16 protein-coding genes and 1 tRNA gene are annotated in these 18,210 nt (G+C 64.1%); 10 read left to right on the top strand and 7 right to left on the bottom strand.

Features of this window, described 5'->3' with window-relative positions; translation table 11 throughout:
- Positions 1-14 precede the first annotated feature (14 nt).
- From AC3A43_RS04335 to AC3A43_RS04320, 4 genes are all read right to left on the bottom strand, one after another.
- Positions 15-326 carry a hypothetical protein gene (locus tag AC3A43_RS04335; protein WP_487791300.1) on the bottom strand — a complete coding sequence of 104 codons (312 nt, stop codon included), beginning with the start codon at positions 324-326 and terminating at the stop codon, positions 15-17.
- A 284-nt stretch (positions 327-610) separates the two neighbouring features.
- Entirely contained in the window at positions 611-1,648 is a 1,038-nt protein-coding gene (locus AC3A43_RS04330) for a 2-oxoacid:ferredoxin oxidoreductase subunit beta (RefSeq protein WP_487791299.1), read from the bottom strand.
- Positions 1,645-1,881, bottom strand: a complete 237-nt coding sequence (locus AC3A43_RS04325) for a hypothetical protein (protein ID WP_487791298.1) — start codon at positions 1,879-1,881, stop codon at positions 1,645-1,647. The genes AC3A43_RS04330 and AC3A43_RS04325 overlap by 4 nt, the downstream gene beginning before the upstream one ends.
- Positions 1,881-3,743, bottom strand: coding sequence for a 2-oxoacid:acceptor oxidoreductase subunit alpha (locus AC3A43_RS04320; protein ID WP_487791297.1), 1,863 nt, complete (start codon positions 3,741-3,743; stop codon positions 1,881-1,883). Before AC3A43_RS04320 ends, AC3A43_RS04325 begins: the two co-directional genes overlap by 1 nt.
- Before the next feature lie 182 nt (positions 3,744-3,925).
- Between AC3A43_RS04320 and AC3A43_RS04315 the strand changes: the two genes are divergently transcribed.
- A complete protein-coding gene (locus AC3A43_RS04315) occupies positions 3,926-4,873 on the top strand; it encodes an alpha/beta hydrolase (protein ID WP_487791296.1) in 948 nt (315 codons plus the stop codon).
- Positions 4,870-5,346 (top strand): RNA pyrophosphohydrolase, encoded by a 477-nt coding sequence (locus AC3A43_RS04310; protein ID WP_487791295.1) that lies wholly within the window; start codon positions 4,870-4,872, stop codon positions 5,344-5,346. Before AC3A43_RS04315 ends, AC3A43_RS04310 begins: the two co-directional genes overlap by 4 nt.
- Here the strand turns inward: AC3A43_RS04310 and AC3A43_RS04305 are convergent.
- The gene (locus tag AC3A43_RS04305; protein WP_487791294.1) at positions 5,307-5,996 is read right to left on the bottom strand and encodes a uracil-DNA glycosylase; all 690 of its coding nucleotides are present in this window, start codon (positions 5,994-5,996) and stop codon (positions 5,307-5,309) included. The genes AC3A43_RS04310 and AC3A43_RS04305 overlap by 40 nt on opposite strands.
- A gap of 23 nt (positions 5,997-6,019) precedes the next feature.
- Between AC3A43_RS04305 and folK the strand changes: the two genes are divergently transcribed.
- On the top strand, positions 6,020-6,541 hold the full coding sequence (gene folK, locus AC3A43_RS04300) for a 2-amino-4-hydroxy-6-hydroxymethyldihydropteridine diphosphokinase (RefSeq protein WP_487791293.1): 522 nt from the start codon (positions 6,020-6,022) through the stop codon (positions 6,539-6,541).
- A 43-nt stretch (positions 6,542-6,584) separates the two neighbouring features.
- Positions 6,585-6,660, top strand: a tRNA-Lys gene (locus AC3A43_RS04295).
- 114 nt (positions 6,661-6,774) lie between these two features.
- On the opposite strand, the gene AC3A43_RS04290 is transcribed toward AC3A43_RS04295, so the two are convergent.
- Positions 6,775-9,096 carry a TonB-dependent siderophore receptor gene (locus tag AC3A43_RS04290; protein ID WP_487791292.1) on the bottom strand — a complete coding sequence of 774 codons (2,322 nt, stop codon included), beginning with the start codon at positions 9,094-9,096 and terminating at the stop codon, positions 6,775-6,777.
- A gap of 101 nt (positions 9,097-9,197) precedes the next feature.
- Between AC3A43_RS04290 and AC3A43_RS04285 the strand changes: the two genes are divergently transcribed.
- Genes AC3A43_RS04285 through AC3A43_RS04275 form a run of 3 tightly spaced genes read left to right on the top strand, consistent with a single transcriptional unit; the run spans position 9,198 to position 11,405 of the window.
- Positions 9,198-9,482, top strand: coding sequence for a hypothetical protein (locus AC3A43_RS04285; RefSeq protein ID WP_487791291.1), 285 nt, complete (start codon positions 9,198-9,200; stop codon positions 9,480-9,482).
- Positions 9,479-11,086 (top strand): PepSY-associated TM helix domain-containing protein, encoded by a 1,608-nt coding sequence (locus AC3A43_RS04280; protein ID WP_487791290.1) that lies wholly within the window; start codon positions 9,479-9,481, stop codon positions 11,084-11,086. Before AC3A43_RS04285 ends, AC3A43_RS04280 begins: the two co-directional genes overlap by 4 nt.
- Positions 11,076-11,405 carry a DUF3325 family protein gene (locus tag AC3A43_RS04275; RefSeq protein ID WP_487791289.1) on the top strand — a complete coding sequence of 110 codons (330 nt, stop codon included), beginning with the start codon at positions 11,076-11,078 and terminating at the stop codon, positions 11,403-11,405. Before AC3A43_RS04280 ends, AC3A43_RS04275 begins: the two co-directional genes overlap by 11 nt.
- Positions 11,406-11,444: 39 nt before the next feature.
- On the opposite strand, the gene AC3A43_RS04270 is transcribed toward AC3A43_RS04275, so the two are convergent.
- Entirely contained in the window at positions 11,445-14,105 is a 2,661-nt protein-coding gene (locus AC3A43_RS04270; RefSeq protein ID WP_487791288.1) for a DUF4118 domain-containing protein, read from the bottom strand.
- Between the two features lie 256 nt (positions 14,106-14,361).
- Here AC3A43_RS04270 and kdpF point away from each other — a divergent pair, with 256 nt between their 5' ends.
- The 3 genes from kdpF to kdpB are packed head-to-tail and all read left to right on the top strand — an operon-like array spanning position 14,362 to position 18,206.
- Positions 14,362-14,451, top strand: a complete 90-nt coding sequence (gene kdpF / locus AC3A43_RS04265) for a K(+)-transporting ATPase subunit F (RefSeq protein WP_487791287.1) — start codon at positions 14,362-14,364, stop codon at positions 14,449-14,451.
- Positions 14,452-14,463: 12 nt separating this feature from the next.
- The gene (gene kdpA, locus AC3A43_RS04260) at positions 14,464-16,167 is read left to right on the top strand and encodes a potassium-transporting ATPase subunit KdpA (protein WP_487791286.1); all 1,704 of its coding nucleotides are present in this window, start codon (positions 14,464-14,466) and stop codon (positions 16,165-16,167) included.
- An 11-nt stretch (positions 16,168-16,178) separates the two neighbouring features.
- Entirely contained in the window at positions 16,179-18,206 is a 2,028-nt protein-coding gene (gene kdpB / locus AC3A43_RS04255) for a potassium-transporting ATPase subunit KdpB (RefSeq protein ID WP_487791285.1), read from the top strand.
- The last annotated feature ends 4 nt before the right edge of the window (positions 18,207-18,210 follow it).

Here is an 18,210-nt window from a genome sequence, read left to right as displayed (position 1 = left end):
CAATGGGCCTCGCGTCAGGGCTTCAGGCAGCGGCGCCTGATCGGATCTTTCACATAGGGGCCGTCCTCGACCCACAGCTTGGCCCGCCCCCAATATTTCGCAAGCCCAAGCTCGGCGAGATCATTCTCGGGCAGGCAAAAACGCCCCTTTTCGTCAGCCATCGTCCACCAGTGGGCGAAGATGCCTCTGGTACCCTGATCATCGAACGGGCGCGCGGCAACGAGGAGCAAATTGCCCGGGCGCAGATAAACATGCGCCGAATGTGCGGTGGTACGCAGCCGCATGCTGCGCGGCGTCTTCGGCCCCGACAGGTGGCGGAGCCGCATCGCCGGCCCTTGATAGAGTTCCGCCAGGCAAATGACCTCGTCTGGATTTTCGTCGGGCGAGGAGCCGGGACAGATTTTTGGAAAGCCGATAAATTTCGCGGGCTGGCGAAATTCTACGAACATAAGGGCGGGCCGATTGTCGCTTTGCCTTTCGGCCGACGGAGCGACCACGATCGGCTCGGGAATCTCCGACCTGTGGACCAGCAGCGATCGCGCGCCAGCCTGCTCGGTTGCGGTCGCAAGGAACAAGGCGGAGCAAAGCGTCAGCCCTGCCCGCCCTGTTTTCACAGATCGGGGCCGCCCTCGGTCACCGTCCAGGTCTGCCCCTTTTTGAGCAGGCTTTGGAGATCGGCGGTCTTGCCTTCGCGCGCAGCCGCGTTCTGCCGCCACACATCGGCCTCGAAGGTCGGACGCGGATCGTCATAGAGCACGCCGAGCGCCATCGGGAATTCGCCGAAGCGCATTTCGACGAGCATATGCGCAACGCTGCGGTTGGTGACGTCATGGACGATCACGCCCGCGGCCTGCCAGTCGCCGTCGACGACATCGACGGTCTTGAGGTGCAGCGCTTCGGCATCGAGTGCAATGCCCTTGGTACCCTTGGCATAGAGCATCGGTTCGCCATTCTCGAGCCAGAGCTGGCGGTCCTCGGCACCCTTCGGCGCGGCGAAATCCTCGAACACGTCTTTGTTATAGACGATACAGTTCTGGAAAATCTCGATAAAGGCCGCGCCTTTATGGGCATGGGCGGCTTTCAACACCTCGGGCAGCTTCTTCGAAACGTCGAAACCGCGCGCCACGAATCTCGATCCCGCACCGAGTGCAAACGCGGCGGGCTGCGCCGGGCGGTCGACCGAGCCATAAGGGGTCGACGGGCTGGTCGTCCCGACGCGGCTTGTCGGAGAATATTGTCCTTTTGTAAGGCCATAGATCTCGTTGTTGAACAACATGATCTGGCAATCGAGGTTGCGGCGGATCAGGTGCATCGTGTGATTGCCGCCGATCGACAGCCCGTCGCCGTCCCCGGTGACGATCCACACATCAAGGTTCGGGTTTGCCAGCTTCAGCCCCGTGGCGAACGCCGGCGCGCGACCGTGGATCGTATGGAAGCCATAGGTTTCCATATAATAGGGGAAGCGCGACGAGCAGCCGATGCCGCTGATGAACACGGTGTTTTCAGGCGCGGTGCCGATTTCGGGCATCGTGCGCTGCACCGCCTTCAGGATCGCATAATCGCCGCAGCCGGGGCACCAGCGGACTTCCTGATCGGTTTCCCAATCCTTGAGTGTAGTCGTGCGCGCGATGGTGGTCATCTCGTTCACAGGGCACCTCTTTCATACCAAGCGCTGATGTCTGGCATCTGGCGCGCAAAATTCGTCTGGTCGATTTCGAAAGCCTCGAGCTTCATTTCCAAGAGCTTAGCAAGATTATACAGCCCCGACTTATACTCCATGCTTTCGTTTGAAGCGTCTTTCAGGACGTCCGGCATTTCGTAGATCAGGTCGCGGAGGAGCAATTGCTCTGGCGACATGCCTGCCAAATCTTCTTGGCTCATCAGCCCAGCGCCTCTTCGATCGCGGCTTCGATCTCCGCTATCGTAAACGGCTGGCCCGACACCTTGTTCACCGGCTTGGCGTCGACCAGATATTGGTCGCGCAGCACTGTTTTGAGCTGACCCGTGTTCATTTCGGGCACGATCACCTTGTCATAGCTTTTCAACAATTCGCCGAGATTGGCGGGCAGCGGCCAGATATGACGGATATGGACGTGGCTGACGTCGGCGCCCTCGGCACGTTTGCGGCGCACCGCCTGATGGATCGGACCGAAGGTCGAGCCCCATCCCACGACGGCGAGCTTGCCGCTTTCTGCACCGAGTTCGACGATCTGGTCGGGAACCTTGATGCCGTCGATCTTGTTTTTGCGGATGTCGGTCATCGCCTGATGGTTCGACGCCTCATAATTGATGTGGCCGGTATCGAGTTCCTTCTCGATCCCGCCGATGCGGTGGAGCAGGCCCGGCGTACCGGGCTTCACCCACGGACGTTTCAGATTTTCGTCGCGGCCATAGGGTTTGAACCCGCCCTCGGGCACTTCCGTCAGGAATTCGACCGGGAACGCTTCGTAGGTCGTGAGATCGGGGACCGCCCACGGCTCGGCGGCGTTCGCGATATAGCCGTCGGTCAGCAGCATCACCGGGGTCATATATTGCACCGCGATCCGCACCGCCTCGACCGCGCACTCGAACGCATCGCCGGGCGAGCGTGCGGCGATGACGGGCATCGGCGCATCGCCGTTGCGGCCATAGACCGCCTGATAGAGGTCCGACTGCTCGGTCTTGGTCGGCAGGCCTGTCGACGGGCCGCCACGCTGCGAATTGACGATGACGAGCGGCAGCTCGGTCATGATCGCAAGACCCATCGCCTCGCCCTTCAACGCGATACCCGGGCCCGACGAGCTTGTGACGCCGAGCGAGCCAGCGTAACTGGCGCCTATCGCCGAGCATATCGCGGCGATTTCGTCCTCGGCCTGGAACGTCGTGACGTCATATTCCTTGAGCCGCGACAGATGGTGCAGGATCGCCGAGGCGGGCGTGATCGGATAGCCACCGAAGAACATCGGCAGCTTCGCCAGCTGCGCCCCCGCGACGAGACCGAGCGCGATCCCCTCGGCGCCGGTCAGCGTGCGGTAGAGGCCCGGCGCAACCGGGGCCGGATCGACATGATGCTGTTTGAGCGGGCCCGCGAGCTCGGCGGTCTCGCCATAGGCGTGACCCGCGTTGAGCGCTGCGACGTTGGCGGCGGCGAGGTCGGGCGCCTTCGCGAACTTCGCGTTCAGCCAGTCGATCAGCGGCTGGCGGTCGCGGTCGAACATCCAGAGCGCGAGCCCCAGCGTCCACATATTCTTGCAGCGCAAGGCTTCCTTGTTGCCGAGGCCGAACGGCTTCACCGCGTCCATCGTCAACTGACTGATGTTGAGCTTGAGCAACTGCCACTTCGCAAGGCTGCCATCGTCGAGCGGATTCGCCTCATATTTCGCCTTGGCGAGATTGCGGTCGTTGAATTCGCCCTCGTCGGCGATGATGAGCCCCCCCTGCTTGAGCGAGGGGACATTGGTCTTGAGCGCCGCGGGATTCATCGCCACGAGCACGTCTGGCGCATCACCCGCAGTGTCGATCGCCGACGAACCGAAATTGATCTGGAACGCCGACACCCCGAACAGCGTGCCTTGGGGCGCGCGAATTTCGGCGGGGAAATCGGGGAAGGTCGCGAAGTCGTTGCCCGCGAGCGCCGACGACAGGGTAAACTGACCGCCGGTCAGCTGCATCCCGTCGCCGCTATCCCCGGCAAATCGTACCACTACCGCATCCGAAAGGGGGGACTGCCGCTTGTCGGCTTCGTCCACTACCGCTGTCGCCATTATCTCTTCTGCCTCAATCTTGCGAACCTGTGACAACGGCCTAGGCCTGTGGGGGCGATGCCGCAATTCAGAAAAAATTGTGCGCTGCAAAGGGCAAAGGACAGGTCGGTTTCGATTTGCGATTGAATTTGCACCGACGATAGCGAATAGCGGGGCGATAATAGCGACGAGGGAGAGACTGGATGACCGACGGCACCACCCAACATGCCCGCCCCGATGTGGCGGCTTTCCTCGCCTTCCTGAATGCGCAGGACGGCCCGAAGATGGAAGAGATGCCGCCCGAAGGCGCACGCGAGATGTTCCGCATGATGGGCCAGCTCGCAGATGTGCCGCGCGGGGATATCGCAAAGGTCGAGGATCGGACCATCCCCGGCCCCGCGGGCGATATTGCGGTTCGAATCTATGACAATCGTCCGGACCGCGAAACAGGCCCGGTGATGATCTTCTATCACGGCGGAGGCTGGGTGATCGGCGATCTCGATACGCACGACGCCTATTGTGCCGAGGCGGCCCGGCTGCTCGACATGCCGGTGATCGCGATCGACTATCGCCTCGCGCCCGAACATCCCTTCCCCGCGGCTCCCGAAGATTGCGAGGCCGCGGCGCGCTGGGTTGCCGACAATATCCCCTGCACGGGCCTTGTTCTGTCGGGCGAAAGCGCCGGTGGCAATCTGACCATCGCAGCCGCGCTGGCGCTGCGCGACCGTCCAGCCTCGAAGCCGGTGATCGCGATCCACCCGATCTATCCCGCGGTCACGACGCACGATGACTGGCAGAGCTATCGCGATTTCGGCGAAGGCCATCTGCTGACCACGGGCAGCATGACCTGGTTCGGCAATCATTATGCCGCCGACCCCGCCGACTATCGCGCCTCGCCGCTCGACTTCCCGGCCGAGGGTCTGCCGCCAACGCTGCTGATCACTGCGGGGCTCGACCCGCTACGCGATCAGGGCCGCGCCTATGCCGCCAAGCTGATCGAGGCCGGCGTGCCGACCACCTATCGTGAGGCGACGGGCACGATCCACGGTTATATCAACCTGGCGCAGGGAATCCCGAGCGCGAAGGAAGATATTCGCGGGGCATTGACTGTATTGAAAGCGATCGTCGCCGAAGCTACCGGGGCGACATGATCGATCATAGCTCCCTTCCCTATCGCCCCTGTGCCGGCGTCATGCTCGCCAATCGCGACGGTCGCATCTTCGTCGGCCAGCGCCTCGATACCTCCAGCGAAGCCTGGCAGATGCCGCAAGGCGGGATCGACGACGGCGAGGACGCCGAGGAAGCCGCGATCCGCGAACTGGGCGAGGAAACCGGCGTGCACGGCGGACTGGTCGAGATCATCGCGCGCAGCCGCGAGGAATATTTCTATGACCTGCCCGACCATCTGATCGGCAAGATGTGGGGCGGTAAATATCGTGGCCAGCGCCAGCACTGGTTCCTGATGCGCTTCATGGGCGAAGACAGCGACGTCGACATCCACACGAAGCACCAGGAATTTCGCGCGTGGAAATGGGCCGAGCTGAGCGAGATCGAGAAACTGATCGTGCCGTTCAAGCGCGTCCTTTACCGCGGACTGGTCGAGGAATTCGGTCCGCTCGTCTGATCCTTGAGCGCCAGCGCGGTGCGGAAGACATCGGCGAACATCTCCGCCGTCAGCCGCCCGGTGTTCGTGTTGTAACGCGAGCAGTGATAACTATCGACCAGATGGCGTCCATCGGGCAGCATATGGACTGCGCCATGCGCGAAAGGATTGTCCGCGAGGCGCAGGCCCACCGCCCGTAGCGTCGCATCGTGCGCGATGCGACCAAGCGCAATGACGACGCGGACTTTCGACAATGCCGCCAGCTGCCTTTCGAAGAACGGCCGGCAGCTCGCAATTTCGGCCGGCGTCGGCTTGTTCTGCGGCGGCAGACATTTGACGCTGTTGACGATAATCGCCCCGTCGAGCACCAGCCCGTCGTCGATGCGGGCCTCGTAGCGGCCCTTGCTGAGGCCGAACTCGGCAAGCGTCGCGAACAAAAGATCGCCTGCATAATCACCGGTGAACGGCCGGCCTGTCCGGTTCGCGCCATGCTTGCCGGGCGCCAGTCCAGCAAAGACCAACCAGGCGTCGGGATCGCCGAACGCGTTGACGGGCGCGTTCCACCAATCGGGATATTCAACTTGGCATTCCCGCCGCAACGCCACCAGCCGCGGGCATCGCGGGCAGTCGCGCGGCGGCTCGGTTCCGGGCAATGGGCTGTCAATTTCCACCCATCTGCGATAGGCGCGGGGCCATGAGCAACGCAATGCCGCTTCCGCTTTATGCCATCGGCCTCGGTTCGAACCGGCGCCATGCGCGCCACGGCGACCCGCGCGCGGTGCTGCTCGCCGCGCTCGCCGTGCTGGAAAGCGACGATATCGAAGCGGTCGACGCGAGCCCGATCATCGCCAGCGACCCGATCGGCCCGTCGCGCCGCCGTTATGCCAACGCCGTCGCGCTGGTCGCCTCGCCGCTCACCCCGCCCGAAATGCTCAAACGGTTACAAGCGATCGAGGCGAGCTTTGGCCGTCGTACCGGCCAGCGCTGGAGCGCGCGCACGCTCGACCTGGATATCCTGCTCTGGTCGGGCGGCATCTGGTCCGACGCTGCGCTGACGATCCCTCATCCGGCGATCGAACAGCGGGCCTTTGTCCTCGGCCCGCTCCGCGCGATCGTCCCCGAATGGCAGCACCCGCTGCATGGCCGAACCGTCCGTCAACTCGCCGCGCGACTTTCGCGTCCGAAGCCGGTTGACCGGGGCGCATCGGCGCACTAGGGCGACGGCTCACTTCGCAAGCCCGCTTCGGCGGCGCAGCGATGGGCCCTTAGCTCAGTCGGTAGAGCAACTGACTTTTAATCAGTAGGTCGCTGGTTCGAACCCAGCAGGGCTCACCATCATTTCATGGATGAGGCGCCGCTCCGATGGCGGCAAGGCGCGCAAACGCCGGCTTCCGGGTCGCTTTGCCCGAAAGCCGGCGTTTGCTTGTCGACCGCGCTATGGCGGCAGGGTCACCATTTATAGCGCAGCGACCCCACGACGGTCCGCGACGCACCAAAATAGCAGCTGTTGGAGAAGGGACAGGCCGAGACATGCTGCTTATCGAACAGATTCTGCGCATTCACCGCGACGCTGAGACCCTCGAGCGCAGGGCTGGCGTGGCCGAGGTCATAGGCCAACATCGCGTCGAACAGGATGAAGCTCTTCGTCTTGAACAGCTCGAACGTCGTCACGCTGTTGACGACCTTGTAGTTCGTCGAGCCATAGGAGCCAGCGACATAACGGAACCCGCCGCCCAGGCTCAGACCGCCCAGCGGCGCGTCGCCTGCCCCGCCAGGGCCGAAGTCGTACGACAGGAACGCCGACGCCTGCCAATTGGGAACGCCGAGTGCGGCGGTGCCGGTGGTCGTTGGCGTGCCGGTGGTGCCGAGCCGGGTGAGCGTGGGCGCCACGGCAGTTACTGCGGGCGTTCCCTGCGTGATCACCGCGTCGGTGTAGGTGCCGGCAAAGATGAGATCGAGGCCCGGACGGAGTTCGCCGCGGGCTTCGATCTCGACGCCGCGGACGCGGGTTTCGCCGATCTGGACCTGCGAATTCGCCGGACGGCCGCCGGTGCCCGCCAGCGGATCGCCGACCGGGACATTCTGCCGTTTCAGCTCGTACGCCGACAGGGTGACGAGCGCATTGAGGCCGCGCGGCTGATATTTCAGGCCCGCCTCATACATATTGCCGGTGGTCGGCGAGAAGGGATTGCCGAGATAGTCGGCGCCCGCCTGCGGCTCGAACGATTCGGTGTAGCTGACATAGGGTGAGAGGCCGAACTCGAACTCGTACAGGGCGCCGAACCGCATCGTGAAGGCGCTTTGCGAGAGCGGCGTCAGCGCGCGATTCTTCTTGTTGAGCGTGCGCTGATCATACCAGTCCCAGCGGCCGCTCGCGATCAGGTGCAGCTGGCCGATCGTCACCTGGTCCTGGATATAGAGGCCGGCCTGGTCGCGGGTGGTGGTGGTGTTGACATAGGCGGGCGACAGCAGCGTCAGATCGCGGCTGGGTATCCCGACGCCATAGACGGGTGCATAGAGATTGAGGTTCGGGATGCTCGTCAGCGGATTGGCGGTCTGGCCGGTGTTGAACTGCTGGAAATTCTCGCCGGTGATCCGCAGATAATCGAGGCCGACCAATATGTCATGCTCGATGCCCCCGGTTTCGAACTTCGCGTTCAGGCTGTTATCAATCGTCAGCGTGTCGAAATCCTCGTCGGCGCCGCCGCCGCCGCGGACGATCCTGCTGTAATCGGTATTGATATTGAGTCCGGTCCCGGTGGTCGCAAAGCCACCGACGTAGATCTGGCGATAATTCAGCTTGTTGTTCTGGAACCGGAAATTCGAGCGGAAGGCCAGATGCTCGCTGAGCTCGCGCCGGAACAGCAGCGCGACCGACTTCTGCTTGTGGTCATAGACCTCATAAGCCGGATCGCCGGTGTTGAGATGATAGTCCATCGGGCCGTTGGTGTTCGGCAGCACGCTGCCATAAGCGGGCACGCCCGAATAGCCGCCGCCCGACGGCGCATGCTGGTAGGACGCAATCAGCGTGATGCTCGTCTGATCGTCGGGGGCGAAGGCGATCATCGGGCTGATGTGATAGCGCTCGCTCTCGGTCTGCTTGGTGAAGCCGTCGGTCTTCTGCCATCCGCCGACAAGGCGCACGCGCCATTGGCCATCGGCATCGAGCGGCTGGTTGATGTCGCCGACGAAGCGCAGGCTGTCGTAATTGCCGACCTGCGCTTCGAAGCGAGCAAATGCTTCGCCCTCGGGCTTTTTGCTCGACAGGTTGATGAGGCCGCCGGGGGTGCCGTTGCCGTAAAGGACCGACGCGGGTCCTTTCATGATGTCGATCTGGTCGATCCGGTTGAAATCGGTCTGCGGGGTCGAATAGGGACCCGCGATCAGTCGCATCCCGTCGAGGAAAAGACCGGGCGCAAAGCCGCGCAAATTCATCTGGTCATAGCGCGACACGGTGCCGCCGCGCTGGTTCGCAGCGACGCCGGCGACATAGCCGACCGCCTGGTTGAGCGTTGTCGCGTTTCGGCGTTCGAGCTCTTCGCTATCGATCACCGTGATCGTCTGCGACGTCTCGATCAAAGGGGTGCCGGTCTTGGTCGCCAAGGAGACGCTGGCTTCGCGAAGCCCGGTCACGACGATCGTTTCGCCCGCGGCGCCGCTCTCCGCGGCGTCTTCGCCCGCAAAAGCAGGCTGCGAACCCACGAGCATCGCCATGGCAAGCGCCGCGCGTGACAGATTCGACCGCACAGCGGCCTCCGGATTCGGCTTCATCGATAACCCCTTATTGTTATTGATATAGATTCGCAGTTGCAGTTAGTCGCATAATCTGTTTAGGGCAAGCCGCCGTCGGGCGATCAGGAATGAAGGGGACAATGGCGACATCCTATATCGCGAATGGCCGCATGGCGGCGCGGACGTTGACTGCATTTGCCGGTGGATATGCCGCCGCGGCAGGCAGCGTATCGCTTGTCGCCCGGATCGCGCCGGTCGACCGTGCGGAGGCGACGATCTGGGCGATGATCCTGTCCTTCCTCGCCTATGCCGGCCTCATCCTCTGGGCGTTCCACGAAACCAGGCTGTCACGCGTCGCGGGCATCATCTGGGGCCTTGCACTCGGGTCGATCGGCGGCCTTTGGATTCTGGGGCCGGCGCTATGAGCAAGGCCGCATCGAACGAGGCGCCCGGCGTTCGCCAGTCGATGGCGTGGATCCACGGCTGGCTAGGGCTGATCGCGGGCTGGATCCTGTTCGCCATGTTCCTCACTGGCACCGCGAGCTATTTCCGGCCCGAAATCACGCGCTGGATGCAGCCCGAGATCGACCTGCGTCAGGTCGCGCCCGCGACGGCAGCCACAACAGCGGTCGCGCACCTGCAAAAAATCGCGCCCGACGCCGAGCAATGGTTCGTCTTGCTGCCCGATGCGCGGACGACCGCAACGCGCATCTTCATCCGCGACCGGCCCGATCCCGATCCAAATGCGAAGCCCGTACCCCGGCCATCCGAACTCCGGCTCGCCCCCGCGACCGGTCAGGAACTGACGTCACGCGACACGCGTGGCGGCGAGCATTTCTATCGCTTTCACTTCCAGCTCCAGATCCCCCATCCTTGGGGCCGATGGCTTGCCGGACTCTGCGCGATGGCGATGCTGACGGCGATCATTTCGGGCGTCATCACGCACAAGCGCATCTTCGTAGATTTCTTCACCTTGCGCTGGAGCAAGGGACAACGCAGCTGGCTCGATGCGCATAATGCGTCGGCGGTGATCGCCCTGCCCTTTCACGCGATGATTACCTACACCGGCCTTATCACGCTGGTCGCGATGTACATGCCGTGGCCAATTCAGGCGAACTACAAGGATCCCGCATCCTTCGAGACCACCGTCTTCGGGGCCGAGCCCGACGCAGAGGTTTCGGGACGCTTTGCGCCGCTGACGCCCGTCGCGCCGCTCATCGCGCGCGCCTCGAAAGAATGGGGCGGCGGCGCGCCCGCTACGATGATCGTCCGCAATCCCAATGACGAAGCCGCGACGGTCACCCTGTTCCAGAATTCCAGGGACCGGCTCAATGCGCGCGGCGGATCGATCGTCTTTTCCGGCGTCGATGGGCGCCAGCTATCGGCGTCGCCTCCGCCTGGCCCCGCGGTTGAGACGAGCGGCGTCATGCTCGGCCTGCACACGGGCAGCTTCGCCGGCCCCGTAATGCGCTGGACCTATTTCCTGCTCGGCCTTGCCGGTACCGCGATGGTCGGCACGGGGCTGATGCTTTGGACGGTGAAGCGCAAGCGCCCGAATGCCGTCCCCTTCTTCGGAATCCGGCTGGCCGAGCGGCTGAATGTCGGCGCCATCGCCTGCCTTCCCGCGGGCATGGCCGCCTTTTTCCTCGCCAACCGCCTGCTCCCGGCGAGGATGGCGGAGCGCGCCGACGCCGAGGTCGCCATCATGTTCTGGACCTGGTTTGGACTCGCGGCGATTGCGTGCCTGCGCCCGATCCGCCGCGCGTGGACCGAAACGCTCGCGATTGCGGCAATCGCTTTCCTTGCTCTGCCACTGGTAAACGGCCTCACGACCGGGCGCGGTCTTTTTCGATCCCTTGCGACCGGCGACTGGTTGTTTGCCGCGTTCGATCTCGCGATGCTTGCAACGGGGATGCTGCTTGGATTTGGAGCATGGCGAACGGCCCGACCGTCGTTAAGCCCGAAATCGCGAGCCCGCAGGACACAAGAGCCCGCGAAGCCGATGCGGGAAGCCGCCGATGCAATTTGAACCGGTATTTCTATCATATGCCGGCTTGGCATGCCTCGCACTGAGCACGCACCGGTTGCGCCGCGATGCCGGGTTCAGGCGGCTTCCGGCGGTCGCCGCGCTACGCGCGTTCGCGGCGGCGCTGCTCCTTCTCGCCGGCTGGTGCGCAGCTCATTCCTTCGGCGTGCATCAGGGGCCCGTGGCATTCATCGGCATGCTCTCCGTCGCCGGACTTCCGCTTGTCCTGTTGCTTTCGCGCTGGCCGAAAGTCGCTTTGTTCACCGGCCTCGGCGCCTCGCTCATGGCGTTTGGTGCATTGCTATCGGGCGTTGGAAACTGAAAGCCCGCGGCCTGCCGATTCCGGCAACGACGCTCGCGGCTACGCGGGCAGCGCAACGACGAGGTGGTTAGCAAAGGTCAGCGTGAATGCGCCGCCGCCGTCGGGGTGGTTTGTCGCCGATATCCCGATGCCCAGTGCATCCGCAAAGCCCTTGGCAATCGCCAGACCGAGGCCGCTGCCGCCATGGCGATCCGTGCCGGTGCCTTGCGCGAACGTATCGAAAATCGCCGTCTCGGTTCCCGGTTCAAGACCCGCGCCGCGATCGCGGATCGTCAGGAGCAACGCGTCGGGCGTCCGCCGCCCGACGATTGAAATCGGCCCCGCATTGCCGCCATGCTGCACGGCATTGGCGAGTAGATTGAGCAGGATATGATGGAGCAGTCGCTCGTCGGTTTTGACAAACGGCAGGCTGGCCGGAACCTGAAAATCGATATGATAGCCGCGAAGCATGTCCTTCAGGTCATGGACGACGCCGGCCACGGCATCGGTCAGGTCGACCGACGCCATGCTGAGGTGGATGCCGCCCGCATCGATCCGTACCAATTCGATCAGATTGTCGAGGAAACGCCGCAGGCGCGACAGTTCGGCGCGTGCGGTCGGCAGCGATGCGGCATCGGGATGCTCGGCGCCTATCGCCTCGATTGCCGCGGTGACGCTGGTGAGCGGGGTCCGCAGATCGTGGCCGATCGAGGATAGCAACGCCGCGCGCAGCCGGTCGCGCTCTTCGAGCACCGAAAGGCTGCGCATGTCATCCTCAAGGTGAAGCCGCTCATGGGCTAGGGCCGCCTGCCCGATCAAGGTCGCGAAAAGGGTGGCCTTGTCGGCAGCGACCGGCGCGCTGTCATCGTCGCGCGCGATACCGAGCACCGCGAGCACGCCAAGGCTGGTCTTGAGCGGATGAAATTGCCAGTCGGACGCCAGCAGGGTTCCGGTACCGCGGCCGGCGGGTTCGCCGCTGCTCCACGCCCATTCGGCAGCGGCTTGATCGACCGGCGAGATCGTCGCTTCGCGCGGACGCGCCACGATCGAGGTCAAAACCCCTTCGGTTTCCGCGAGCATGACACAGCGCACTCCGAGCAGGCGCGACACTTCGTCGCAGGTCGCGACCGCAGTGGCTTCGCGGTCCGACGCACGCGCGAGCATCTGCCCGAACGCCGCGAGCGACGCGTTTTCCTCAGCGCTGCGCACGCCAATCCGGGCGCGCGTCCGCAACCGTCCAGCGAGGTTGCTGGTCACCGCCGCCACCCCGGTCAGCACCAGCATCGTCAACACGCTTTGCGGGTCGGCGATGGTGAAGGTGTGAATCGGGTCGAGGAAAAAGAAGTTGAACGCCAACGCGGCGGCAATGCTGGCGAACAGCCCCGGGCGCAGGCCATAAAGCGTCGCGGTAACGATCACCGGAACCAGATAAAGGAGGTCGACCGCGCCGCGCCCGATCAGCGGCTGCGCAAATTTCGCGAGCAGCGTCGTCGCCGCAATCAACACCAGCGCACCCGCATAGGCCGCCGGCTGACCCCAGCCGCGCAGCCAGCCTTTCCACCCCGCCTCGCTCGTCGCGGTTTCGGGTGACGGAATGACATGCACCGCCAGATCCTTGGAGCCGCGGATCAGCGTTTCGACCACCGACCCGTGGCGCAGTTCGAACCACCAGCTACGCTGCGAGCGGCCAATAATCAGCTGCGTTGCGCGCTGCGCTTCGATCTGCCCGCGCAGGCCCGCTATGACATTCTCGGCGGGGATCGTCGCGATCGTGGCGCCGAGCGTCGCGGCGAGCGCCAACGCCGCGGCGATCCGGCGCTGTGCCTCGTCGTCTAAAATCTCGCTGCGCGGGGTTTCGATATGAACCGCGGTCCAGGGCGCGTTGAACCCGTCGGCTAGCCGTTTGGCTGTTCGGACCAAGGCGTCGGCGCCGGGCTGCTCGCTGATTGCGACAAGAATGCGTTCGCCCGCGGCATAGGTTCCGACAACCCCCCCGGCGTCGAGATCCTGCAGCATCTGCCGGTCGACGCTGAGCGCGGCGCGGCGAAGCGCCATTTCGCGCAGCGCCGACAAATTGGGTTTGGAAAAGAAATGGCCGAGCGCACGCGACGCCTCCTGCGGCACATAGACCTTTCCGTCCTTCAGCCGGTCGATCAGTTCGTCGGGGGGCAGGTCGACGAGCTTGATTTCGGCGCCCTCGAACACGCTGTCGGGGACGGTTTCGCGCACGCGAACGCGCGTGAAGCTCGCCACGACATCGTTGAGGCTCTCGACATGCTGGATGTTGAGCGTCGTATAGACATCGATCCCGGCATCGAGCAGTTCGGCGACATCCTGCCAGCGTTTTGGGTGGCGGCTGCCCTCGACATTGCTGTGCGCATATTCGTCGACGAGCGCGAGCGCGGGCGCGCGGCGAAGCACCGCGTCGATATCCATTTCGGTCAAAGTTCGCCCGCGATAGTCGACCTCGCGCCGCGCGATGATTTCCTGACTCACAAGCAACGCTTCGGTCTCGGCACGGCCGTGTGTCTCTACGACCGCCACCACGACGTCGATCCCGTCGCGTCTCAGCGCGGCACCTTCGGCAAGCATCGCGTAGGTTTTGCCAACCCCCGGCGCCGCGCCAAGGAATATCTTTAGCTCGCCGCGCTCTTCCCGCCGCGCTTGACGGAGCAGCGCGTCGGGCGAGGGTCTTTTGTCTGAAGAGGATGGCGGCGGCATGAGCGAGGCTTAGCCAGCGCGCGCGCCCACGCCAAGCAAAGCCCGCCGGACTTTATGGAAACTTTATGCGGATCGCCGGATTCGCCCGCGAAACTTTACGGCGAAGGGGCGTAGCGGCGCCCACATCGTCCCCGGCTCCTCGCTGGAGTCCTTTTCGCCGGAGAATATCATGTCCGATTTATTGTGGCTCGGCCTCACCGCCCTGCTGTTCGCGGCGACGCTCGGTTACGCCCGCCTTTGCGACGGAGCCTGACCGATGTCGACTTCGCTGATCCTCGCGGGCGTCACCGCTGCCGCTCTCCTCGTCTATCTGCTCGTCGCGCTGCTGCGCCCCGAGCGTTTCTGATCGGATCCTGACATGACCGCTTCCGGCTGGGCTTTGATCCTGCTCTTCGTCACTCTCGTCGCCGCACTCGCCAAGCCGACGGGTCTATGGCTCTTCACGCTTTATGAAGGACGTGCCACGCCGCTGCATCGCGTCTTCGGGCCCGTCGAGCGCGGCTTCTACCGCCTCGCCGGGATCGACCCGACGGAAGAACAGAGCTGGCGGCGTTACGCGCTTCACCTGCTGCTCTTCAACCTTGCGCTGATGATGTTCACCTATGCAGTCCTGCGATTGCAGGGCGTCCTCCCGGCAAATCCGCAAGGATTTGGCGCGGTCGGCGCGGATGGCGCCTTCAACACCGCGGTCAGCTTTACGACCAACACCAACTGGCAATGGTATGGCGGCGAAACGACACTATCGAACCTTAGCCAGATGCTGGGGCTGACGATCCACAACTTCCTCTCGGCCGCCACCGGTATAGCCGTCGCCTTCGCCCTGTTCCGCGGCTTTGCCAGGCGCGAGATGAAGACGATTGGCAATTTCTGGGCCGATACGACGCGTATTACCCTTTACCTCCTGCTCCCCATCTGCATCGTCTATGCGATCTTTCTGATCGCGAGCGGCGTGCCACAGACGTTTGCCGGGTCGATCGACGCGACGACGCTCGAAGGGGTCAAACAGACGATCGCATTGGGCCCGGTCGCGAGCCAGGAAGCGATCAAGATGCTCGGCACCAATGGTGGCGGCTTCTTCAACGCCAACAGCGCGCATCCCTTCGAAAATCCAACCGCGCTCACCAACCTCGTCCAGATGCTGTCGATCTTTTCCATCGGCGTCGGGCTGACCTGGTGCTTCGGCAAGGCCGTTGGTGACACGCGCCAGGGCTGGGCGATCCTCGCCGCGATGGGCGTGCTGTTCATAGCGGGCGCCAGTGTCACCTATTGGCAGGAAGCGGCGGGCAATCCCGTGTTGCACCAGCTTGGTGTTGCGGGCGGCAATATGGAAGGCAAGGAAGTGCGATTCGGCATCGCCGCCTCCGCACTGTTTGCCGTCGTTACCACCGCAGCGTCCTGCGGCGCGGTCAACGCGATGCACGACAGCTTCACGGCACTCGGCGGCATGATCCCGCTCTTCAACATGCAGCTGGGCGAAGTCGTCGTCGGCGGTGTCGGCGCGGGCATCTATGGCTTCCTGCTTTTCGCGATCCTCGCGGTCTTCGTCGCGGGGCTGATGGTCGGACGCACCCCCGAATATGTCGGCAAGAAAATCGAAGCGCGCGAGGTCAAGCTCGCCGTGCTCGCGATCGCCATTCTGCCGCTTGTGATCCTTGGCTTCACCGCCATCGCCAGCGTCATGCCGGCAGGTCTAGCGGGTCCGCTCAACAAGGGACCGCACGGCTTTTCGGAAATCCTCTACGCGTTCACGTCGAGCGCGGGGAACAATGGTTCTGCCTTCGCCGGACTGACCGCGGGCACGCCCTTTTATAATGCAATGCTGGGCATCGCGATGTGGCTCGGGCGCTTCTTCGTGATCATTCCTGCGCTCGCAATCGCCGGAAGCCTCGCCGCCAAGCGCCATGTGCCGGCGAGCAGCGGCTCCTTCCCCACCACCGGGGGTCTGTGGGTCGGCCTGCTCGTCGGCGTCATCCTGATCCTTGGCGGCCTCACCTTCCTCCCCAGCCTCGCGCTTGGCCCGATCGCCGATCATCTTGCGATGATCCGCGGCCAGCTCCTTTGAGGGATATGTCCATGAATGCTCCATCCTCCATGTTCAGCGCCGCGCTGGTGATCCCCGCGATGCGCGACGCCGTACGCAAGCTCGACCCGCGCCAGCTGATCCGCAACCCGGTGATGTTCGTCACCGCGGTCGTCGCGACGTTGCTCTCTGTCCTGCTCGTCATTGGCGAGCCCGGCCTGTCGCTTGGCTTCGAGATCCAGCTGGTGATCTGGCTCTGGCTCACCGTGTTCTTCGGCACCTTCGCCGAAGCACTCGCCGAAGGGCGTGGGCGTGCGCAGGCCGCATCGCTCCGCGCGACCAAGGCGGAACTCCGCGCCAAGCTGATGCTCGGGGTCGGCGACACCTTTGAAATCGTCCCGGCAAGCCAGCTGGAAAGGGGCGAGATGGTGCTTGTCGAAACTGGCGATCTGATCCCGGCGGACGGCGAAGTGATCGAGGGGGTCGCGTCGGTCAACGAGGCTGCAATCACCGGCGAAAGTGCGCCCGTGATCCGCGAGGCAGGCGGCGACCGGTCGGCGGTGACCGCGGGCACGCGCGTCATTTCAGATCGCATCAAGGTGCGAATCACGGCCGAGCCGGGCCAGGGTTTTCTTGATCGCATGATCGCGCTGGTCGAAGGTGCGGAGCGCCGCAAGACGCCGAACGAGATCGCCCTCACCATTCTGCTGGTCGGCCTGACGATCATTTTCCTGATCGCAGTGTCGACGATCCCGGGCTTTGCCTCTTATGCGGGTGGCACGGTGCCGGTGGCGCTGCTCGCCGCGCTGCTCATCACGCTGATCCCGACGACGATCGCGGCGTTGCTCTCGGCGATCGGTATCGCGGGCATGGACCGGCTCGTGCGCTTCAACGTGCTCGCCAAATCGGGCCGCGCGGTCGAGGCCGCGGGCGACGTCGATGTGCTGCTGCTCGACAAGACCGGCACGATCACGATCGGCGACCGCCAGGCAAGCGAATTCCGTCCGCTGGCCGGCATCTATACCGACACCCTCGCCGAGGCGGCGCTGCTCTCCAGCCTCGCCGACGAGACTCCCGAAGGTCGCTCGATCGTCGTGCTTGCGCGCGAACGTTACGCGATCCGCGTCGAAACACTTCCTGCCGGATCGGATGTCATCCCCTTTACCGCCCAGACCCGCCTGTCGGGCGTGACCGTGGCCGGAGTGACGATCCAGAAAGGCGCGGTCGATTCTGTGCTGCGCGCTCATCCGCAGGTCGAAGGCCCCGCGGTGCAGGAACTGCGCAAGATTACCGAAGAAATCGCGCGTTCGGGCGGCACGCCGCTCGCGGTGGTGAAGGACGGCCGTCTGCTTGGCGCGATCCACCTCAAGGACGTCGTCAAGGCCGGGGTGCGCGAACGGTTCGGCGAACTGCGCAAGATGGGCATCCGCACCGTGATGATCACCGGCGACAATCCACTCACCGCCGCGGCGATCGCCGCCGAGGCGGGCGTCGACGATTTCCTTGCCCAGGCGACCCCCGAAGACAAGCTCGACCTCATCCGCCGCGAACAGGCCGAAGGCCGCCTCGTTGCGATGTGCGGCGACGGCACCAACGACGCGCCAGCGCTCGCGCAGGCCGACGTCGGCGTCGCCATGAACACGGGGACGCAGGCGGCGCGCGAGGCAGGCAACATGGTCGACCTCGACAGCGACCCGACGAAACTGATCGAGATTGTCGGGCTTGGCAAACAGCTGTTGATGACACGCGGGGCGCTCACGACCTTCTCGGTCGCCAACGATGTCGCCAAATATTTCGCGATCATCCCGGCGATCTTCGTGGTCCTCTATCCCCAGCTCGGCATCCTGAACGTAATGGGGTTGTCGTCCCCCGAGAGCGCGGTGCTGTCGGCGATCATCTTCAACGCGCTGATCATCCCCTGCCTCGTTCCGCTCGCACTCAAGGGTGTTCGCTACCGCCCCATGCCCGCCGGCCCGCTGCTGGCGCGCAACCTTTCAGTTTTCGGCCTCGGCGGCCTGATCGCGCCATTCGTGGGCATCAAGCTGATCGATCTCGCCGTCGCCGGCCTTCACCTCGCTTAAGGAC

Source organism: Sphingopyxis sp. Soil_C_28 (assembly GCF_057657055.1).
This window is presented reverse-complemented; position numbering and strand designations above follow the sequence as displayed.